Consider the following 15,875-nt stretch of genomic DNA (forward strand, 5'->3'; position numbering starts at 1 on the left):
GTGGTGGGGAGTGGGGCGAAGGGCCTCAGTCGAGGAGGTCGGCGAGGCGGGCCGCGACGCGCGCCGGGTCGGCCGGGGCGAGGGTCACCCAGTCCTGCCCGCCGCGGCCGGGCGCCACGGCGCCGAAGTACGAACCGACGTCGGTGCGGAACCAGCTCAGCCCACCGGCGCGCCGCAGCCTGCCGTCCTTCCGCGCGCGCACCGAGAACTGCCCCGCGGCGAGCACCGGCCGAGCCTGGATCGCCAGCACCTCGCGGATCTGCGTGGCGTGCGTGCCCTTCTCGCCCTCGACCACCGGGTCGGCGAGCTCGCCGCGCAACGCCGACGCGGGCAGCGTGACGCCGAAGCCCGGGCCGGGTTCCAGCGGCGGCACCAGATCCACGACCGCGGAGAAGATCTCGGTGTCCCGGATCGCCGACAGCCCGATGGTCCGGCTCGGCTGCGCGGCCAGCACCGCCCGCCGCCCGCCCGCGGCGGCGACCGCGCGCAACGGCGCTTCGTCCGCCAGATCCGCCAGCGCCTCGCACTCGACGTACACCTCGGCCTCGGCGAGCGTCGCCAGCCGCTCGGCCAGCGCCGTGTCGAGGCGCCCGCCGGGACACAGGCCGCGCTCGGCGAGATTCCCGTACACGGCTTCGCGGATGTCCCCGCGCTCGTGCTGGGTCTGCCCGACGCTGCGGACGTCCAGCGGGGCGGGCGGCCCGGCGAACCCCAGGTCCTGCCAGAGGATGTCGAAGGCCGAGGCCGACACCCGGATCACGCCAGCTCCGGCGGCGCCTCGAAGGAACGGGACGGGACCGCGGCGCGCAGCGCGCCGTCCCTCGCGTTCATCACGTCGATCGCCTTGGCACGGGCCGCCTCGGACTCCTCGCGCCGCGCGGCCATCGCGTCGGACAGGCCGATCCGGTCGAGCAGCGAGCCCTGCGCCGCCTGGCGGATCATCGACACCGGGTCGTACGGCACCGGCGGCGGCATCTCGGCCCGCGCCCGCGCGGCGATCCCGGCCTGCTGGTTCACCGCGTCCGACAACGCCAGCGACACCTCGGTGGCCTGCTCGGACCAACTCGCCGCCTTGCCCAGCGTGGCGCGCACCGCGTCACCCGCCGGCCCCTGCCAGGACTCCAGGCTCTGGCCGGAGATCGCGCCGAGCGCCTGCATCGTCTCGCGCAGCCGCGTACCCAGTCCCGCCCACTGCTCGCCGATCTCGCCCGCGGCCGCCGGGTCGTTGCCCGCCGCGACCTCCGCCGCCATCGCTTCGTGGGTGTACGACTCGTACCGCCGCACCGGCTCCGGCACCTGCTGTTCGGTCATCATCTCCCCTACGGAAGCTTCGGTTCGACGAGCTTGGCGACTGTCTGCGCGCGCTGACAGGCGAGCGTGGTGTCGTGGAAGTTCGAGTTGGTCACGTCGATCTGCACGCTCGACTTGTCGCCCGCGGCGAGCAGCATCGCGCAGGTGCCGTCGCCCGCGGACCGGTCGGAGACCTTGATCGCCTGGTGTTCGCCGACGGTGGTCTTGCCGCCGCCCTTCCCCACCTGGAGATCGTCCAGCCCGGCGGCGTCTTCGAGAGTGATCGTGAGCCCGAAGGTGCCGGTCTCGGTCCAGTCGCAGGCGCGGCCGGAGCCGATCGCCTTGTCCGTGCCCGCCGACGTGAGTCCCACCGTGGACCGCTCGACCGGCGTGAGCAGCTCACACGGCGCGAGCGCGGCGAGGCCGGTGGCCGAGGGGCTCGGACCGGCCGCGGCCACCGTCGGCGCGTCGGACCCGGTGGGCGCCGCTTGAGCCCCGCAGCCGGTGAGCAGGGCACCTGCGGCCAGCGCGCCGGCCGCCATCCGCCTAGCCACCACTGCAGTCGACGCCGTCACTGGCGGAGTCGTCGGTCTCGCGATACTGGCCCAGTGCCTTGGTGATGTTGCCCTTCAGCTTTTCCAGCTGCTGGCCGAACCGGGCCAGCTGATCCCCGGCGGACCCGGGCCCGTCGATCCCGTAGCGCGCCATGAACTGGCCGATCTCGTCGGCGTACCCGCCCCCGAGCGGCACCGTCCTAGCCAGGACCCTGGCCTCGCGCACCATCTCGCCGACCGTGTCCTGCAGCTGGGCGAGCTGGGCGAACGCGGTGGCGGCGAGCTCCGGGGAGACCGCGAACGCCCCCGCGCTCGGCCCCGCCTGCGTCTCGGTCATCGCACCTCTCCGTAGCCGGCCGGATCCTCACCGCAGCATACGGTCTGCCGGGCCCCCGGCACATCCCGCACGCCCGCGCGGGCGTGCCGATTCCGAAATGAGGGTTCTCTCACGCGGTTGGCAGGAGTTTGACACACTTGGTGGCAGGCTGGGTCCCAGCCGGACAGCGGTCCCCGGGCCCCGTCGAGCTGCCGGACCAGGCCTGTGAGACGCTTCCGCGCCGCCACCATCGGGGGGCGTGCGGGTTATCGCCCCTAAAAAGCACGCGAAGGGCTTCGGCACCAGGAGGTCGAGTGACGTCGAGGACACAGCCTGCGACGCCCGGCGGATATACCGGCGAACAGGCAACCGGGCAGGCGCCGTACCACCAGTCCGGCGCGACCGGGTACAACGGTCACGGCACCGTTTCCCTCGACGAGCTGCACGACACGATGCGGCGGATCGCCGCCAACGTGGAACGCGTGCTCGTCGGCAAACCCGACGTGGTGCGCATCGCGCTCGTCACGCTGCTCGCCGAGGGGCATCTGCTGGTCGAGGACGTGCCGGGGGTCGGGAAGACCTCGCTGGCCAAGGCGCTCGCCCGGTCGATCGACTGCACGGTGAGCCGCATCCAGTTCACCCCCGACCTGCTGCCCAGCGACGTCACCGGGGTGTCCATCTACAACCGGCAGACCGGGGAGTTCGAGTTCCGCCCCGGCCCGGTGTTCGCGAACATCGTGGTCGGCGACGAGATCAACCGCGCTTCGCCGAAGACGCAGTCCGCGCTGCTGGAGTGCATGGAGGAGCAGCAGGTCACGGTCGACACCACGACCTACCACCTCGACGACCCGTTCATGGTCATCGCCACCCAGAACCCGATCGAGATGGAGGGCACCTACGCGCTCCCCGAGGCGCAGCGCGACCGGTTCACCGCGCGCGTGTCGATCGGCTACCCCGACCAGCAGGCCGAACTGGCGATGGTCGACGAGCACGCCGGGCACAACCCGCTGACCGACCTGCAGCCGGTCTCCGACGGCGACACCGTCAACCGGCTGATCAAGATGGTGCGCGCGGTGCACATCGCCCCGGAGGTCCGCCGCTACGCGGTCGACCTGGTCGCCGCCACGCGCCAGGTGCCGGAGATCCGGCTCGGCGCGTCGCCGCGGTCCACCCTGCAGCTCGTGCGCTCCGCCCGTGCCCAGGCCGCGCTGTCGGGCCGGGACTTCGTGGTCCCGGACGACCTGCACGCGGTCGCGGTCCCGGTGCTGGCGCACCGCCTGGTGCTCACCACCGAGGCGCACGCCGCGCGCCGCAGCGCCACCGACGTGGTCCGCTCGGTGCTCGGCCGGGTCCCGGTGCCCCAGGGCGCGCCTGCCAACGGCCAGAACCGCCGGTGACCCGGCCATGCTGCGGTCGCTGTCGGGGCTGACCACGCGGGGCCGCTGCCTGCTGGCCGCCGGGGTGGCGGCCGCCGTGTGCGCGGTGGTGCTCAACGAGCGCGACCTGTTGCGGGTCGCGGTGTTCGTGATCGGGCTGCCGCTGCTGGTGGCGTTGTTCATCGCGGCGTCCCGGGTGCGCATCGGCGCCGCCCGCCGGATGCTGCCGGACCGGGTCGCCGCCGGTTCCGGGTCCGAGGTCGAACTCACCTTGTGGCGCAACGGAAAGCTGCCCGCGGGCGAGGTGCTGCTGGAGGACGGCGTGCCGTACGCGCTGGGCTCGCGGCCACGTTTCGTCGTGGAGCGCCTGCCCGCCGGGCGCGCGGTCGCGCTGCGCTACCCGATCCAGCCGACGCTGCGCGGCATCCAGCAGGTCGGCCCGCTGCGGGCCACGCTGACCGATCCGTTCGGGCTGTGCGAGTTCGACCGTGAGCTGATCGGCCATTCGAGGCTGATCGTCACGCCGCGCGTGGTCGCCTTGCGGGGCCTGCCTTCGGGCTCCGGGATCGGCGCGGGCGAGGACGGCAGCATCCGGCTGCACGCGGGCCAGGGCGAGAACGACGTGGTCGTCCGGCACTACCGCCAGGGCGACGACCTGCGCAAGGTGCACTGGCGCTCCACCGCCCGCCGGGACGAGATCATGGTCCGCATCGAGGAGCGGCCGTGGCGCGGCGGCACCACGGTGCTGCTGGATCACCGCGCGGCCGCGCACCACGGCACCGGACCCGCGGCCAGCCTGGAGTGGGCGATCTCGCTGGCGGCGAGCGTCTGCCTGCACGTGCGCAAGGCCGGGCACCGGATCCGGCTGGTCAGCGAGCACGGGAAGCTGCTGGCCGACGTGCCCGGCGGGTTCGGCGGCGAGGACAACAGCGCGGACAACGTCATCCTGGATTCGCTGGCCGCGCTGCAGCCGGCGCACCAGCGGGACCTCACGGTCGGGCACGACCCGGCCGTGGGACAGGAGCTGATCGCCATCCTCGGCACGGTGAGCAACGACGCCGTCAACGAACTCGCCAGCGTCCGCCCGCGCGGCACGCGCAGCCTCGCGGTGCTGCTCGACACCCCGGCCTTCACCGGCGGCGTCAGCGCGCCCGAGCAGCGCGCCGCCGCCACCGGGGAGTCGGCGAGCCTGCTGCGCGCGGCGGGCTGGACCGTCGTGATCGCGGACCCGGCCGCGTCGATGCAGCAGGTGTGGGGCGAACTGTGCGGCACGTCCGCCGGGCGCGGCGCGCTGATCGGCGGTCCCCTGTGACCACAACGCATTCCCGGCCGCCGTCCCCGCCGCGGCCCCACGTCCCGCAGAAGCGCTATGTCCAGCCGCCGCCCGCGTGGCGCAGCTCCGTGCTCGCCCCGGTGGCCGCGGGCATCGCGACGTTGTGCGCCTCCACCTCGCTGACCGGGGTGGTCGGCGGCGCGGGCTGGCTGGGCTACGTCGCGGTCACCGTGGTGCTGGTCGCCTGCACCGGGCTGGCGCTGCGGTCGATCCGCACGCCGGTGCTGGTGGTCGGGATGGCCCAGCTCGTCGTCGTGCTGCTGCTGATCACCGGGGTGTTCACCGGCAGCGGGATCCTCGCGATCATCCCGGGACCCTCCGCGTTCGCCGAGCTGAACGACGTCCTCACGGCGGCGTTCGACCAGATCCGCACCGGGCTGCCGCCGGTCGAGCCGACCCCGCCGATCCTGTGCCTGGTCACGATCGCGATCGGCATGGTCGCGGTACTGGTGGACACGCTCGCCGTCGCGGCGTCCGCGCCCGCGGCGACGGGCCTCGTGCTGCTGTGCGTGTACGCCGTCCCGGCGTCGCTGTCGGATTCGATGCTGCCGTGGTGGACCTTCCTGCTGGGCGCCGCGGCTTTCGCGGGCCTGCTCGCGGTGGACGGCAACCACCGGCACCGCCGCTGGCGCAACCGCGACGCGCCCGGCCTCGGCGGCTCCCCCGCCGCGGCGTCCGTGCCGGTCGTCGTGGTGTCGCTGGCTTTGGTGTGCGGGCTCGTCGCGGGCGCGGCGATCACCGCGGTCGGCACGGTCGGGCGGTTGCCCGGCAGCGGGCACAACGGGCAGGGCTCGGGTTCGGGCGGCCTGGGTGTCAACCCGTTCACGTCGCTGCGCGGGATGCTCGACCAGGGCAGCACCGTGGACCTGTTCAAGGTGCGCGGGCTGGGCAACGACAAACGCCTGCTGCGCGCGTTCACCCTCGACACGTACCGGCCCAACCAGGGCTGGAGCCTGCCGGACGGGCCGATGCCCGCGGGCTACCCGGCCAACCAGACGCTCCCGGCCGCGCCGGGCGACGACGGCACCGGCGAGTCGCGGCAGATCCAGATCGAGCCGGTGAACTGGGTGGACGTGTGGCTGCCGTTCTACGGCGCGCTGCGCGGGCTGCAGGGCGTGCCGTCCGGCTGGTTCTACGACCCGGCCAGCGGCGCGGTGTTCAGCGAACGCAAGCAGCACGCCCAGCCCTACACGGAGACGACCTCGCTGGCCGAGCCGACGAAGGACCAGCTCGAAGGCGCGAGCACCGGCAACCGCGACATCTCCTCGGCGTACACGCAGATCAGCGGCGTCGACCCGCGGGTGGTGGCGCTGACCGAGCAGCTCACGGCCGGGGCGACCACCACATTCGACAAGGCCACCGCGATCTGGCGGTACTTCACCGCGGAGAACGGTTTCACCTACGACACGCAGACCGCCTCGGCGACCGACTCCGACGCGCTCGCGGACTTCCTGCTCAAGGGGAAGCGCGGGTTCTGCGAGCAGTTCGCCTCGGCGATGGGCGTCATGCTCCGCGTGCTGGGCATCCCGTCGCGGGTGGCGGTCGGGTTCACCACCGGGTACTCCGACGGCGACACCAGGATGATCACCTCGCAGGACGCGCACGCGTGGGTCGAGGTCTACTTCGGTGACGACCTCGGCTGGGTCAGCTTCGACCCCACGCCGCGGTCGGACGGCCGTGGTTACGTGCCGCCGTATCTGCAGTCGGGAAGCGCTTCCAGCGACCCGTCGGCGAGCGACAGCCAGGAAGTGCCGAGCGTGTCCACCTCGCACGTCGCCCCCACCGGCGCGCCGACCGCGCAGAACGGCGAGACCGGCGTGAACGGTGGCCAGCAGGCGTCGGCGCCGGGTTCGGCGCCCGGCTGGGCGGGCTGGATCGCGCTGGTGATCGTGCTGATGGCGATCGTGCTGACGGCCGGCGCCTTCCTGGCTCCGCGGTTCGCGAGAGACAAGGGATTCACGCGCTGGCTGCCCCTCGCGGCGGCCGGGGCGTGGATCGTGGCGGTGCTGTTGTCGGCATGGCTGGTGCACTGGTCGCTGGCGCTGATCCTGCTGGTACTCGCCGCGATCGGGCTCGCCCCGGCCATCGTGCGGGAACTGCAGCGGCAGAAACGGCGCCGTGCCGTAGCGGCGCACGAGCCCGGCTCGGCCAGCGCGGCGTGGGCGGAACTGCTGGACGAGTGCGCGGACCGGGGGGTGCCGATCGGGTCCTCGGAAACGGTGCGGACGGCGGCGCAACAGGTGGCGCGGCAACATCATCTGGACCAGCCGGGGCAGGAGGACCTGCGCACCGTGGTCGGTCTCGTCGAGCGGTCCTGGTACGCGCCCGCGGCAGGCACGGAGGACCCACGCCTGGCCGAGGCGTTCGAAGGCGTGCGGGAGAGCCTCCGCCGGAACGCGCCGGTCTCCTGGCGCGGACGGCTCTTCCCGCGCTCGGTGTTCCACCGCCGCAAGCCGGAGTAATCGCCGGGCCCGGTGGGTGGGCTGGGTGTTGGGTTGCCCTGAACTCGCGTGATCGCTAGGGCCCGGGGCAGCGCTCACTAAGGCTCGCCGCTTCAACGGCAAGGTTCCGCCGCCGCACCCGCGTGATCACCGGGCCCGGCCGGGCAGCACCCTCCGCGAGCGCTCGCCGCTCCAGCCGAAGCAGGCTGACCCGACCGACAAAACCCCCGAGCCGCGCTCAGCGAACCTCCGCTGCCCGACGGGCAGCGGAAGAACGCGCCAAAAAGCCGGCTCCTGTCCCGGGAGTGGTCCCGGGCCCGAAGCCGGCTGTCCGCCGCGTCTACTGCTCTTCGAACCGCTGCCGGAAGCGTTCTTCCATACGCTGGGTGAAGGAGCTCTTCGCCTTCGCCGCACCCTTGCCGCCCTTGGCCTCGGCGGCCGGGTGCCGTCCGGACATCAGCGCGATCAGCGCGCCGAAGAACATGACGAGAAAACCGAACACGCTCGCGAGCGGGATCTCGGCGACCCACAGCGCCTTGACCATCACGCCCACCACGAGCAGGGCTACCCCGACTACGAACAGCGCGATCCCCTGGATTCGGCGGCGGCGGGCGGGCCGGCGGAACCGGGCACCGCGCACCGTAGACGCGAACTTGGGGTCCTCGGCATAGAGCTCGCGCTCGATCTGATCGAGCAGCCGCTGCTCATGCTCGGAGAGTGGCATCTTTCCTCCTCCGGCACAGCTGTCGCGGGCGCCGGGCCGCGCAACGTCCTGGACCCAACATCGACACCCCGGGAACGGGGTGTGTCCCTCTCAGGATACGAGTCCTGCGCGCGGAGGACTACCCGATCCCGCAGAAGCTGTCCCCTTTTGCCTATCCGGCCGAAAGTAGGCCCTGCGTGACCGGCCGAAGCCCGATCACGAAAGGTGGATAGCCGTGACTGCCGGCCGGATCGGCAATCGACGACGCAGTGATTCACCGGAAGTTCTCCGGCGCCTCGATGGTCACGTCCGTGGTCACGTCCCCCGCCCCGCGCGGGTTCACCCGGGACCTATTTCCGCTTCGCCTGTCCGGGTGAGAGCAGCGACGCTGGGCGGATCGCCGCGGCACCGAACTTGGACCGGGCCACGTCGGCGGCGACCTCCGCGTCCCGCCAGCGTGGCTCGGCCCGCTCGAAACTCAGCTGTTCCGGTTCATCCGTACCGGACAAGCCTTCGACGCGCACGCCGAGCAGCCTGATCTCGGCCCCGGCCGCCGCCTCGGCCAGCAACGCCACCGCCGTCGCGTGGATGACCCTGGCGACGTCCGTGGCCGAGCCGAGCGTGCGGGCCCTGGTGATCGTCTTGAAGTCGGCGAACCGCACCTTGATCGACACAGTCCGGCCGCGCACGTCCTTCGCGCGCAGGCTCGCCGCCACCCGCTCGGACAGCCGCAGCAGCTCCCGTTCGAGCACCAGTGGATCACGTTGATCGGTGTCGAACGTGTGCTCGGCGCCGATCGACTTGTCCGGCGAATCGACCACCACGCCGCGCTCGTCGTGGGCGTTCGCGAGCGCGAGCAGATGCTCGGCCGCCGCGTTGCCCACCGCGCGCCGCAGCCGGGACAGCGGTGTGACGGCGACCTCCGCGATCGTGTTCAGGCCCAGCCGCCGCAGGCTCTCCTCGGTGCGTTGGCCGACGCCCCACAACGCCGAGATGGGCAGCGGGTGCAGGAACTCCAGCGTGGCCGCGACCGGCACCACGACCACACCGTCCGGTTTTGCCATGCCTGAAGCCAGTTTCGCGACGAACTTGACCCCGGCCACCCCGACCGAGCACGTGATCCCGTGCTCCGCCTGCACCCGGCGGCGGATGGACTCGGCCACCTCCGCCGGAGTGGCGCCAAGGCGCCGCAGCGCTCCGCTCACGTCGAGGAACGCCTCATCCAGGCTGAGCGGCTCGACGAGCGGGGTGAGCTCGCGGAAGATCGCCATCACGCCGCGCGAAACCTCGCCGTACAACCCCGGCGTCGGCGGGAGGAAGATCCCGTGCGGGCACAGCCGGCGCGCCACCGCGACCGGCATCGCCGCGCGCACGCCGAACTCGCGCGCGGGGTAGTTCGCCGAGGTGACCACCGAACGCGGGCCGGACCCCGCGACGATCACCGGCTTGCGCACCAGCTCAGGCCGCGTGCGCAACTCCACCGCGGCGAAGAAGGCGTCCATGTCGACGTGCAGCAGGCCGCAGCCGGTGTCGTCCGGCTGGTGCTCCGCCGAGACCCGGAATCGTTCGTGCCCGGCGGGCAGGCCGGCGTTTCTTCCCATCGCAACCGACCCTAACCGGACCCACCGACAATTCCGGCGCGCTACGCGGGGCGCCGCGCCAACGCGTGCAAACGGCTCGCGATGTCCAGCAGCGGCGAGACGGTCCCGGCCACGTCCTCGAACTCGGCCAGCTCGTCCGCGGTGAACTGCTCGGACTCGGCCTCGCCCACGGAGTCCGCGACCACGGCGTCACCCTGGAGCAGCTCCAGCTTCAGGCCCGCCGACTCCAGCAGCACCCGCAGGCTTTCCGTGCCGTAGCGGCGAAGAATGCTCTCACCGTCGTCCGGCAGCACCCCGTCGGCGCCGGTGAGCAGCTGCTTCGCCTCGGTCAGCCGCCCGGCCAGCGCCCGGTGCAACACCGCCGCGTAGCGGTTCGCGGCCAGTACCGACACCGCGCCGCCGGGCGCCGCCGTCGACGCCAGGGCCGCGGCGACCGCGCGCGGATCGTCGACCACTTCGAGCACGCCGTGCGCGAGTACGAGGTCGGCCGAGCCCGGCTCGACGCGGCTGCTCAATGCGTCCGTGTCGTCCGCGACCACCGTGATCCGGCCGCCGACCTCACACTCCTCCGCGCGGCGGCGCAGCGTGGCCAGCGCGTCCTGGTTCGGCTCCACGACGGTGACCCGGCAGCCCGCGGCCGCCAGCGGCACCGCCCACACCCCGGTCCCGCCGCCGACGTCGACGACGTGCGGTTCAGTCGCCCGCCCGGCGCGGACCCTGGCCAGTTCGTCCTCGAGCACCCGCCGGACCGCGGTGGACCCGCGTGCCGCCCCGATCTCCGTTCGCATGGTGCGTCAGCGTAATAACAAGCACGGTAATAACAAGCAGGAGGATCAGGTGTGGCGGCATCCGGCTACCCTCGAACGCGTGCACACGGTCGCCGTACTCAGCCTCAAGGGAGGCGTCGGCAAAACGACGGTCGCCCTCGGCATCGCCTCCGCCGCCATGCGCAGGGGCATCCGGACGCTCGTGGCCGACCTCGACCCCCAGGGCAACGCCACCGCCTCGCTCGACCCGCCGTACACCGACGCCACCCTCGCCGACGTACTGGAGACCCCGCACCGCGCCGTGCTGCGCCAGGCCATCGCCGCGAGCGCCTGGAGTTCCGACGTCGACGTGCTCGTCGGCGCCGAAGAGCTGGAGCTGTTGAACGACCCCGGCACGGACGAGCGCCGGCTGGCGAACCTTTCCCGCGCGCTGGACGAGCTGCACGACGCGCCGCCCGGGGAGAAACCGTACGAGCTGGTGATCCTGGACTGCCCGCCGTCGCTGGGCAGGCTCACGAAATCGGCGCTGGTGGCCGCGGACAGCGCGATCCTGGTGACCGAGCCGACGATGTACGCGGTGGCCGGGGCGCAGCGCGCGCTGGAGGCCATCGAGCGGATCCGCGACGAGCACAACCAGGGTCTGCGCGCGGTCGGCGTGCTGGTGAACCGGCTGCGCCCGCGTTCGCACGAGCACCAGTTCCGGATCGCGGAGCTGCGCGAGTCGTTCGGCGGGCTGGTGATGCCCACGGCGATCCCGGACCGGATGGCGATCCAGCAGGCGCAGGGCGCGTGCAGCCCGATCCACGAATGGCATTCCCCCGGCGCGCAGGAGATCGCGCTGACGTTCAACATGGTGCTGGCCAAGATCCTGCGCTCGAACCGCGCCGGCAGGCACCGGATGGACGTGGAGATGGACGCCGAGCCCGACGTCGAGACCACCGGGCCGATCGAACCGATTCCGAGCGATGCCCGAGGGTGACACGGTCTTCCTCACCGGGAAGAAGGTCGACCGGGCGCTGGCCGGGAAAACCTTGTCCCGCACGGATTTCCGGCATCCGGCGCTGGCCACGGCCGATCTGAGCGGGCACACGGTACTCGGCGTGCACACCGTCGGCAAGCACCTTTTCACCAGGTTCTCCGGCGAGCTGAGCCTGCACAGCCATCTGAAAATGGACGGCTCGTGGCAGCTCTACGCGCCGGGCGCGCGCTGGCGCCATCCCGCCCATCACGTCCGCGTCATCCTCGACACCGAGGACGTGCGCGCGGTCGGTTTCCGCCTGCACGACCTGGAAATCCTGCCCACCGGCGAAGAAAGCCGGCTCGTCGGGCACCTCGGCCCGGACCTGCTGGATCCACAGTGGACGGACGAGCACGAGGCGCGGGCGGTGGCCGCGCTGGCCGCGGACGGCTCCCGCGAACTCGGGCTGGCGTTGCTCGACCAGCGGATCATGGCGGGCATCGGAAACCTGTACAAGGTCGAGATCTGCTTCCTGCTCGGCGTCACGCCGTGGACGCCGGTGTCCGAAGTGGACGCCACGAAGACGGTGCGGCTGGCGCGGAAACTGTTGCTGGCCAACGCCTGGCGGTGGGACCAGTGCACGACCGGCGATCTCGGCCGCGGCCGCAAGAACTGGGTCTACGAGCGAACCAGGACGGGCTGCTTCCGTTGCGGCGGCCGCCTGCGGGTCGCCGAACAGGGCATCGGCGTGCGGAAAAGGCCCACCTGGTTCTGCCCGCGCTGCCAGCGCGGGCCCGCTCCCGCACCGTGATCCTGGCCACCGGAAAATCTTGTTGCCGACCACGCCGGATGTGCATAGCGTTGGTGGTACACGAGAAAGGAGGTGGTCCGAAGTTGGATAGCAACAGGACTCGTGAGGTGGCCGTCCGCTAGCGGACCACACTGAGACCACGCCGGTGCGTTACCGGCGGGTTGGCCGCGGCGGCGCTCAGCGCGCGCCGCGACAGGACAGTGGTGGCCTGTTGGCGAATACCAGGCAGTCACCGGGCCCCCGGCGTTCCGAGCACCAGTCCGGCTCGGACCTGAACGGCTGACGACGTTCAGGAGGTCCGCCGGGGGTTTTCCTTGTCACCGCTCGTGTCTCCGGTCGTCGCCGTCCGTGTCGTGTGGACGGTGCTCCTGCCGGAAATACCCGCGCCCGGCCGGGTGATGCACTGCCCCGACGCCCCGCCGCGTGCGATTTTTCGCTTCTTTCTTCGCCGAAACGGGCTGACGAGAGGTCAATGGGGTCTACTCTCCTCTCTGTGCTTCGGCCCAGTTACCCCATCAGAACCGCGCGGTTGCAGCTGCGGCCGTTCACCCCGGGCGATCTGGCGGCGTTCCACGCCATCCACTCGCACCCCGAGGTGACCCGATACCTGTACTGGGAACCGCACACCCGTGACGAGAGCGTGCTGAGCCTGCAGCGCAAATCCGCCTCGGCGGAGCTGACCGAGCCGGGCGAGACGCTGGCGCTGGCGGTCGAGCTGACCGAGTCCCGGGAGCTGATCGGCGACCTGACCCTGCAGTGGATCAGCGCGGAGCACGACAGCGGCGAGATCGGCGTCGTGTTCGACCCGCGCCACCACGGGCACGGTTACGCCGCGGAGGCCACCCGGGAGCTGCTGAAGCTGAGCTTCGACGGGCTGGGCCTGCACCGCGTCATCGGCCGGTGCGACGCGCGGAACATCGCTTCGGCCTCGCTGATGGAGGGCCTCGGCATGCGCCGCGAAGCCCATCTGCGCGAGAACGAGCGGGTCAAGGGCGAGTGGACCGACGAGCTGGTCTACGCGATGCTCGCCACGGAGTGGACCCGGCGGTGAGGCCGGGCCGCGGCCGCTGAGCGAAAATGGCGGGCGTGCTGTTCGAGAAGCTGATCCGCCCGGTCCTGTACCGCCTGTCCGCCGACGACCCCGAGGTGGTGCACGAGCGCACCGTCCGCGCGCTGAGCCTGCTGCGCGGCACGCCGGAGGTGCTCCGGCGCCGGTACGCGGCCGACGATCCGGAGACGGTGTTCGGGGTGCGCTTCCCCAACCGCGTCGGGCTCGCGGCGGGCATGGACAAGGACGGCCGCGCGCTGCGGGCGTGGCCGGCGCTGGGGTTCGGGTTCGTCGAAGTCGGCACGGTGACGAGGCTGGCGCAGCCCGGCAACCCGCGGCCGCGCCTGTTCGCGCTGACGGACAGTGACGCGGTGATCAACCGGATGGGCTTCAACAACGCCGGCGCGGAAGCGCTCGCGGCGAAGCTCGCCGAGCGAGGCAAGCCGCCGGTGCCGCTGGGTGTCAGCATCGGCAAGTCCAAAGTGGTCCCGCTGGAGGAGGCGGTCGAGGACTACCGTTCCTCGCTGCGCACGCTGTACCCGTACGCGGACTACTTCGCGGTCAACGTGAGTTCGCCGAACACCCCGAATCTCCGTGCCCTGCAAGACAAATCCGCGCTGGCGGAGCTGCTGTCCGAGCTGCGCGCCACGTCCGCGTCGCTGGCGCAGGGCACGCCGACGCCGTTGCTGGTGAAGGTCGCCCCGGACCTGACCGATTCCGCGCTGGCGGAGCTGCTCGAGGTCTGCGGCGAACACGGCGTGGCCGGGCTGATCGCGACGAACACCACCCTGTCCCGCGAGGGCCTCACCGGCCGCGATGCCTTGGTGGGCAAGGAAACCGGCGGACTGTCCGGCCGTCCGCTCACCGCGCGGGCCCGTGAAGTGGTGCGGTTCGTGCACAAGCACACCGAGGGAAGGCTGCCGGTCATCGGCGTCGGCGGGATCCTCGGCGGCACCGACGCACGCGAGATGATCGACGCGGGAGCCAGTCTCGTGCAGCTCTACACCGGGTTCGCGCTCAAGGGGCCCGGGCTGGTTCGTGAGGTCAACCGGTCATTGGCCGGGTGGCGGTGACGTAGCGAAGGTACGCGCGCCAGTCGCCGAACTCGGTGATGTCCCTGGCGCTCGCGGCGGCGTGCTGATCGCAGCGGAGGCCGAGCACCTTGCTGCCGTCCGCGAGTTCGATCTCGCCGACCGACATCGGCCCGGACAGCCCGGTGAGGAACCGGCCGAGCCCGGCGGGCGAGAGCTTCCACCGCTCCCCCACCAGCGGGGCGCCTTCGGCCACGGGCAGGACGCCGGGTTGTTTGTCGGGCAACGCCACCATGCGGTAGCGCCCGGCCGTCACGGCGTCGCCGAGGAAGCGGGCGCCGAGGTCGGTCAGCTGCGTGTTGAGCGGCTGGCCGCGCAAATGGGCCCCGAACACGACGAGGTCGATTCCCGTTGCGGGGCAAGGTCTTCTGATCTGCTCGTCGGCGAGGAACGCGGCGATGTCGATGGCCACCTGATCCTCGAACGCGCGCGCCACCACGCTCACGCCCGGCGGGACGGTGACGGCGGCGAGGTCGAGTGTCGAGAAGGAACCGACGTACTCGGCGAGCGCGGGCACCAGTAGCGCGTCGAAGCCTCGCAGCAGCCGCGCGGCCTCGGCCCTGGCGTCGTAGGATTCCCTTGCCGCGTCGAGGAAAGGCCCGAAGTCGGCGGGTTCCACGACGGCACCGGCCGCGAGCAGGTCCTCGACCACGTTCGCGAAGCCGACGCGCGCGGGCACGGCGATCCGTGGCGCGTCCCCGGCCGCCAGCCGCACCCCGTCCGGCCAAGGCGCGCTGCCAGGATCGGATTCGTCCGGCCCGGTAAGGAATTCCAGCGCCCGCTGTCCTTCCGCGACAGTGCGCGCGAAGACCTCGACCCCGGCGGGCGCGATGCCGGTGCGTGGCACCAGGGCGCGGGTCGGCTTCAGCCCCACCACGCCCTCGCTCGCCGCGGCCACTTGCCCGGCGCCGAGCGCCACGTCGACGATCTCCAGCGCGACGACGGCCGCGAGGGCGTCCGCGGAGGCCGCGCCGAGCACGACGGCACCGGCCGCGGCCAGGCGTCCGATGGCGACGGCGTCCGGGGCGGGGAGTTCGACCGTGGGCGGCGCCGCGACGAGCATTCCCGCCAACGGCAGCTCTTCCCCGGCACGGACGCGTTCGTCGACCGCCTTCGCGTCGACGAGGACGTCCTCACCGGACCGGAGCTTTCGCCAGAGTTCCGGGCGTTGCAGTTCCACGAGCCTGTCCAGCGCGGCGAGGACCTGCCGGTGCGCGCTGACCGGGGCCGGTGGCAAGGGCACGGGTTCCGGGGGCAGTGTCTCCATCCTCTGACGGTAAGCAGCGGATATTCCGGAAACCAGCCGTCTCACGTTACACGCAGGTATCGACAAATCTCCCGAAACCCGGTATCCCGGGGGCCTTTTCACGATCCGTGACTCCCCGCGAGCCGCCCGCCGCCGAACCGGTAAGCGCTTACTCCAGGAGGATGGGAGGGCCCATGGAGGCCTCGCGTAGAGCGACGGGTGCCGCTGGCCCGTTCGCGGGTTCCGCGTGGGTTCCGCGTGGGTTCCGGCTCGGCCGCTCCCAGCCAACACACCACCGCGAACAGCCAACACACCACCGCGAACAGCCAACACACGAACG

15 protein-coding genes are annotated in these 15,875 nt (G+C 72.1%); 7 read left to right on the forward strand and 8 right to left on the reverse strand.

Annotation, left to right across the window (positions count from 1 at the left end; genetic code table 11):
- Nucleotides 1-25: 25 nt before the first annotated feature.
- From FPZ12_RS33525 to FPZ12_RS33540, 4 genes are read right to left on the reverse strand one after another with little or no spacing between them, the layout of a single operon-like run.
- On the reverse strand, nucleotides 26-760 hold the full coding sequence (locus tag FPZ12_RS33525; RefSeq protein ID WP_144750741.1) for an ESX secretion-associated protein EspG: 735 nt from the start codon (nucleotides 758-760) through the stop codon (nucleotides 26-28).
- The gene (locus FPZ12_RS33530; RefSeq protein ID WP_144750740.1) at nucleotides 757-1,311 is read right to left on the reverse strand and encodes a PE-PGRS family protein; all 555 of its coding nucleotides are present in this window, start codon (nucleotides 1,309-1,311) and stop codon (nucleotides 757-759) included. The genes FPZ12_RS33525 and FPZ12_RS33530 overlap by 4 nt, the downstream gene beginning before the upstream one ends.
- Nucleotides 1,312-1,319: 8 nt before the next feature.
- Nucleotides 1,320-1,844: a DUF3558 family protein gene (locus tag FPZ12_RS33535; RefSeq protein WP_243770167.1), complete on the reverse strand. Its 525-nt coding sequence runs from the start codon at nucleotides 1,842-1,844 to the stop codon at nucleotides 1,320-1,322.
- The gene (locus FPZ12_RS33540; protein WP_144750739.1) at nucleotides 1,837-2,181 is read right to left on the reverse strand and encodes a hypothetical protein; all 345 of its coding nucleotides are present in this window, start codon (nucleotides 2,179-2,181) and stop codon (nucleotides 1,837-1,839) included. The genes FPZ12_RS33535 and FPZ12_RS33540 overlap by 8 nt, the downstream gene beginning before the upstream one ends.
- Nucleotides 2,182-2,474: 293 nt before the next feature.
- On the opposite strand from FPZ12_RS33540, the gene FPZ12_RS33545 reads away from it, so the two are divergent.
- From FPZ12_RS33545 to FPZ12_RS33555, 3 genes are read left to right on the forward strand one after another with little or no spacing between them, the layout of a single operon-like run.
- Entirely contained in the window at nucleotides 2,475-3,557 is a 1,083-nt protein-coding gene (locus tag FPZ12_RS33545) for an AAA family ATPase (protein ID WP_166462991.1), read from the forward strand.
- Nucleotides 3,558-3,564: 7 nt separating this feature from the next.
- Complete coding sequence (locus FPZ12_RS33550; protein ID WP_144750738.1) at nucleotides 3,565-4,848, forward strand: DUF58 domain-containing protein; 1,284 nt, start codon at nucleotides 3,565-3,567, stop codon at nucleotides 4,846-4,848.
- On the forward strand, nucleotides 4,845-7,331 hold the full coding sequence (locus FPZ12_RS33555; protein ID WP_144750737.1) for a transglutaminase TgpA family protein: 2,487 nt from the start codon (nucleotides 4,845-4,847) through the stop codon (nucleotides 7,329-7,331). Before FPZ12_RS33550 ends, FPZ12_RS33555 begins: the two co-directional genes overlap by 4 nt.
- 319 nt (nucleotides 7,332-7,650) lie before the next feature.
- Here the strand turns inward: FPZ12_RS33555 and FPZ12_RS33560 are convergent, their stop codons facing one another.
- The 3 genes from FPZ12_RS33560 to FPZ12_RS33570 all read right to left on the reverse strand — a co-directional run bounded on the left by FPZ12_RS33560 (nucleotide 7,651) and on the right by FPZ12_RS33570 (nucleotide 10,402).
- The gene (locus FPZ12_RS33560; RefSeq protein WP_144750736.1) at nucleotides 7,651-8,034 is read right to left on the reverse strand and encodes a DUF3040 domain-containing protein; all 384 of its coding nucleotides are present in this window, start codon (nucleotides 8,032-8,034) and stop codon (nucleotides 7,651-7,653) included.
- Between the two features lie 329 nt (nucleotides 8,035-8,363).
- On the reverse strand, nucleotides 8,364-9,614 hold the full coding sequence (gene dinB / locus FPZ12_RS33565) for a DNA polymerase IV (protein WP_144750734.1): 1,251 nt from the start codon (nucleotides 9,612-9,614) through the stop codon (nucleotides 8,364-8,366).
- A 41-nt stretch (nucleotides 9,615-9,655) separates the two neighbouring features.
- Entirely contained in the window at nucleotides 9,656-10,402 is a 747-nt protein-coding gene (locus FPZ12_RS33570) for a methyltransferase domain-containing protein (protein ID WP_144750732.1), read from the reverse strand.
- A 79-nt stretch (nucleotides 10,403-10,481) separates the two neighbouring features.
- On the opposite strand from FPZ12_RS33570, the gene FPZ12_RS33575 reads away from it, so the two are divergent.
- The 4 genes from FPZ12_RS33575 (at nucleotide 10,482) to FPZ12_RS33590 (ending at nucleotide 14,271) form a co-directional block, all read left to right on the forward strand.
- A complete protein-coding gene (locus FPZ12_RS33575) occupies nucleotides 10,482-11,360 on the forward strand; it encodes a ParA family protein (protein ID WP_144750730.1) in 879 nt (292 codons plus the stop codon).
- A complete protein-coding gene (locus FPZ12_RS33580; RefSeq protein WP_144750728.1) occupies nucleotides 11,347-12,150 on the forward strand; it encodes a DNA-formamidopyrimidine glycosylase family protein in 804 nt (267 codons plus the stop codon). The genes FPZ12_RS33575 and FPZ12_RS33580 overlap by 14 nt, the downstream gene beginning before the upstream one ends.
- Nucleotides 12,151-12,643: 493 nt before the next feature.
- A complete protein-coding gene (locus FPZ12_RS33585) occupies nucleotides 12,644-13,201 on the forward strand; it encodes a GNAT family N-acetyltransferase (protein ID WP_144750726.1) in 558 nt (185 codons plus the stop codon).
- A gap of 26 nt (nucleotides 13,202-13,227) precedes the next feature.
- The gene (locus FPZ12_RS33590; protein WP_144750724.1) at nucleotides 13,228-14,271 is read left to right on the forward strand and encodes a quinone-dependent dihydroorotate dehydrogenase; all 1,044 of its coding nucleotides are present in this window, start codon (nucleotides 13,228-13,230) and stop codon (nucleotides 14,269-14,271) included.
- Here FPZ12_RS33590 and FPZ12_RS33595 read toward each other — a convergent pair.
- The gene (locus tag FPZ12_RS33595) at nucleotides 14,243-15,556 is read right to left on the reverse strand and encodes an allophanate hydrolase-related protein (RefSeq protein ID WP_144750722.1); all 1,314 of its coding nucleotides are present in this window, start codon (nucleotides 15,554-15,556) and stop codon (nucleotides 14,243-14,245) included. The two genes, FPZ12_RS33590 and FPZ12_RS33595, sit on opposite strands and share 29 nt — an antisense overlap.
- Between the last annotated feature and the right edge of the window lie 319 nt (nucleotides 15,557-15,875).

The sequence above is a fragment of the Amycolatopsis acidicola genome (genome assembly GCF_007713735.2).
GTDB classification, from domain to species: Bacteria; Actinomycetota; Actinomycetes; order Mycobacteriales; family Pseudonocardiaceae; genus Amycolatopsis_E; species Amycolatopsis_E acidicola.